Consider the following 2,599-nt stretch of genomic DNA (forward strand, 5'->3'; position numbering starts at 1 on the left):
GCGTCATCCATCTTAATTGAACCGCCGTATACCGAACGGTACGTACGGTGGTGTGAGAGGTCGGGAGTTAATCACTCCCTCCTACTCGATTTAATTGCTCAATCGGATTTTTCCAGTTAATCTGGGCATCCGGATAATTCATGGATATTTCTTTTTGGAGGAAATAGAAGTCTTCTTTGCTGAATCCCTGCAGCTTATCCGGATTTTCGGTCCAGACAAAAATGGACACCACTTCAAACGCATCCTCTGTCGTCCCCAAATACTTTTCCCCTTCAAACACCACGCCGCGCATGGCAATGAAAAAATTCTTCCGGACATTATTCACGTCATCGTAAAAATAATAAGAGCCGTTTTCAACAGCCGCATCCAGTTTTCGCATCGGGTCCAGAATATAGCGGAGCAACCGGTAAAATGCATAAATTATGATGGCAATAACAATGATGCGGATTAAAAAAGCCACATGAAGTCCCCCTGTCTCGAGTTGTTCTAATGTATAATATACGGATGAAAAGTATTTTGGTTTCAAGATTTTATTCAAAAAAGGAGAATTTTTATGAATTTGCAAAAGTTATTTGTGATGCAGGAAGAACTGGACCGCTTTATCCAGGAAAACCAGGGAATTAAGGAAGATGTGTTCCGCAAAAAATGCCTGGCATTGTTGGTGGAGCTTGCGGAACTGGCCAATGAAACCCGCTGCTTTAAGTTCTGGAGCACAAAAGGGCCGTCTGAAAAAGAAGTGATCCTCGAAGAGTACGTGGACTCGATCCATTTTCTTTTATCGCTTGGCATTGAAAAAGACTTAAACAACCTGGAAAACTGGCCGGAGCCCGTTGCAATCGGTGAGTTGACTGAACTGTTTTTAGGAACACAAGCAGCTATCCACAAGTTTGCGGAAGACTATTCGATGGGGAATTACCAGGATATCTGGAGCTGGTACGGCGCCATTGCCACGTCGCTCGGATTTACTTACGACGAAGTACTGGAAGCGTACATCGGCAAGAACCAGAAAAATTATGACCGCCAACACGAAGGCTACTAGTGGAAATTTTTTGATAATGTACGGTCTTTGATTTATAATAAACGAGTACAACTATTTAGGGGGTCGAATTAATGACGAAAATGGATGAAACATTAGGTATGCTCAAAGAATTGACCGATGCGAACGGCATTGCCGGAAACGAGCGCCAATCACGCGAAGTCATGAAAAAATACATAGCACCATATGCTGATTCTGTCGAAATGGATGGTCTGGGCAGCTTGATCGCGCGCAAAGAAGGCGCAGCGGACGGCCCGAAAATCATGGTAGCTGGCCACTTGGATGAAGTCGGCTTTATGATTTCGCAAATCGATGACAAAGGCTTCTTGAAATTCCAGACAGTCGGGGGCTGGTGGTCACAGGTAATGCTTGCACAGCGTGTCACCATCACTACGCGGAGCGGCAAAGAAGTCATCGGCGTCATCGGTTCGAAGCCGCCGCATATCCTTTCGCCGGAAGCACGCAAAAAACCGGTGGAAATCAAAGACATGTTCATCGATATCGGTGCTTCTTCACGCGAAGAAGTGAAAGAATGGGGCGTGGCTCCAGGAGATATGGTCACTCCGTATTTCGAATTCCACGTCATGAACAACGAAAAAATGCTTTTGGCAAAAGCCTGGGACAACCGCATTGGCTGTGCCATTGCCATTGATGTTTTAAAAGGTCTGAAAGGCGTCGATCACCCGAATATTGTTTTCGGAGTGGGAGCTGTCCAGGAAGAAGTCGGCCTTCGCGGTGCGAAAACAGCAGCAGCTTACATCCAGCCGGATATCGGCTTCGCCGTTGATGTCGGCATTGCCGGCGATACACCGGGAATCACTTCCCAGGAATCCACCAGCAAAATGGGCGCTGGCCCGCAAATCCTGTTATACGATGCATCGATGGTGTCTCACCGCGGCTTGCGCGAACTTGTGGTTGATACGGCAGAAGAAGCCGGCATCCCGTACCAGTTCGAAACCATCGCTGGCGGCGGAACGGACGCAGGGTCGATTCACTTGACGGCAAACGGCGTTCCGTCTCTTGCAATCGGCGTCGCTACCCGCTACATTCATTCGCACGCAGGCATCCTGCACCGCGATGACTACGAAAATGCAGTGAAGCTGATCATCGAAGTGATCAAGAAATTGGATAAAGACACAGTCGCTCGTATTACGTTTGAGTGAGCGATTGGAAACCTCCGCTTTTTGCGGGGGTTTTTTTATTGGTGAAAGTAAACCGGTATTTGCCACAAGTGATTTTCTTATTTTGCAAGTGTATTTGATTGTCTCAAGTAAAGCGCAGCAACAATTAACTCAAGTATGTATCTTCAGACAAACATCGAATTTAATTAAAGAAATAGGATCAAAAATAATCATTAAAAATATAGTTTGAAACAGCCTTGGGACTGGTTTACTTTATCTATTAGGAGGTGTTTTATGGACAAAAAAGAAGTGAGTTTGCTGTCGGAAATAGAAGCGCTGGAATGCTTTGTCAATGCCGGTTTAATTTTCCCCATTATAGCCGGAATAAAATTCCCCACGTGAGCTACTTTACAGGTGGGGCAGCCGGATAAATTCCGGCTTT

3 protein-coding genes are annotated in these 2,599 nt (G+C 45.9%); 2 read left to right on the plus strand and 1 reads right to left on the minus strand.

All coding sequences use genetic code 11. The annotated features are described in order from the left end of the window. Window positions 1-67 precede the first annotated feature (67 nt). On the minus strand, window positions 68-460 hold the full coding sequence (locus tag BLQ32_RS19505; protein ID WP_074511881.1) for a sigma-w pathway protein ysdB: 393 nt from the start codon (window positions 458-460) through the stop codon (window positions 68-70). A gap of 93 nt (window positions 461-553) precedes the next feature. On the opposite strand from BLQ32_RS19505, the gene BLQ32_RS19510 reads away from it, so the two are divergent. Both BLQ32_RS19510 and BLQ32_RS19515 read left to right on the plus strand, forming a co-directional pair. Next, window positions 554-1,039, plus strand: a complete 486-nt coding sequence (locus BLQ32_RS19510; protein WP_074511883.1) for a dUTP diphosphatase — start codon at window positions 554-556, stop codon at window positions 1,037-1,039. A gap of 71 nt (window positions 1,040-1,110) precedes the next feature. Continuing rightward, window positions 1,111-2,199 (plus strand): M42 family metallopeptidase, encoded by a 1,089-nt coding sequence (locus tag BLQ32_RS19515; protein ID WP_074511885.1) that lies wholly within the window; start codon window positions 1,111-1,113, stop codon window positions 2,197-2,199. Window positions 2,200-2,599 lie beyond the last annotated feature (400 nt).

It is taken from the genome of Planococcus glaciei (genome assembly GCF_900099655.1).
Classification (GTDB): Bacteria; Bacillota; Bacilli; order Bacillales_A; family Planococcaceae; genus Planococcus; species Planococcus glaciei.

Excerpts from the sequence above, each read along its gene's own strand:
- BLQ32_RS19510 (WP_074511883.1), top strand. The coding sequence starts at position 554 with ATGAATTTGCAAAAGTTATTTGTGATGCAGGAAGAACTGGACCGCTTT.
- BLQ32_RS19515 (WP_074511885.1), top strand. The coding sequence starts at position 1,111 with ATGACGAAAATGGATGAAACATTAGGTATGCTCAAAGAATTGACCGAT.